Source organism: Pseudomonas fluorescens, from assembly GCF_902497875.1.
GTDB classification, from domain to species: domain Bacteria; phylum Pseudomonadota; class Gammaproteobacteria; order Pseudomonadales; family Pseudomonadaceae; genus Aquipseudomonas; species Aquipseudomonas fluorescens_BR.
Genome location: NZ_CABVHY010000162.1, coordinates 1 through 818 on the forward strand (window position 1 = coordinate 1; position 818 = coordinate 818).

Annotated in this window: 1 protein-coding gene; it reads right to left on the reverse strand. The window is 53.2% G+C overall.

The window, feature by feature from the left end:
* Positions 1-571 (reverse strand): IS110 family transposase (locus tag F8N85_RS34435; protein WP_150807695.1); only part of this gene is annotated, 571 nt, incomplete at its 3' end.
* Positions 572-818 lie beyond the last annotated feature (247 nt).

Below are 818 nucleotides of genomic sequence, written 5' to 3' on the forward strand. Positions count from 1 at the left end.
TGTCCGGGTCGTCATCAATGTGTTTCTTGAGAGCCTTTTTGGTTTCGGCAATCTCTTTCTCGATGTGGCTGATTACGGATTTGATCGAAATCTTGACGCTGTCGTCGGACACATCCAGACGATTACGTTCCATCTGCAGCATTTCCTGAAGGTCATTCAGGCGACGAACCATGGCCTTCACCTGTCGATACTTCAGCGGCTCCGGCTCCCACAGCCTTAGCTTTTCATGCTTTTCCTTGGCGAAATCGGCGATCAACTTAGCGTCGGTCTTGTCTGTTTTGACCCGTTGCAAATCACTCTTGGCATGGGCCTTGGTCTGTGCAGGATTGACGACGCAGACCCGATAGCCCTTGTTGTACAAGAACTCGGCCAGCGCTTCATGGTAGATGCCGGTGGCCTCCATCACGATCAAGGCTGAAGGCTCGACATGCTTCTGCAGCCAGGCGTGGAACTCCTCGAACCCCTTGATTGCATTGGCCAGCTTGGCTTTGGTTTTATGTTTGCCGTTAGGCAGGTATTTGGCGATGTCAAAGGTGTGTTTAGCGGCGTCGACGCCAACATAATCGGACATGATCGTCTCCAATTGGATCAATTGTGATCATCACTGCACTCTGTCCAACCTTGCGAATGCGGGCTCTCGCCAGAGACGGGCCCAAGATACCGTTCGAACTATACGAGTGAGTGTGGAGGGTTGGAGCACGATCTACGTCGCAGGCTCTAGGCCTAAGGAGCTGCACGGCTTCCAGATCCCTCCCTCGATGATCAGTCGAGAACTATCGCTCCTGGCGGAGCGATAGTCGAGATACAAGGAGCTGCCG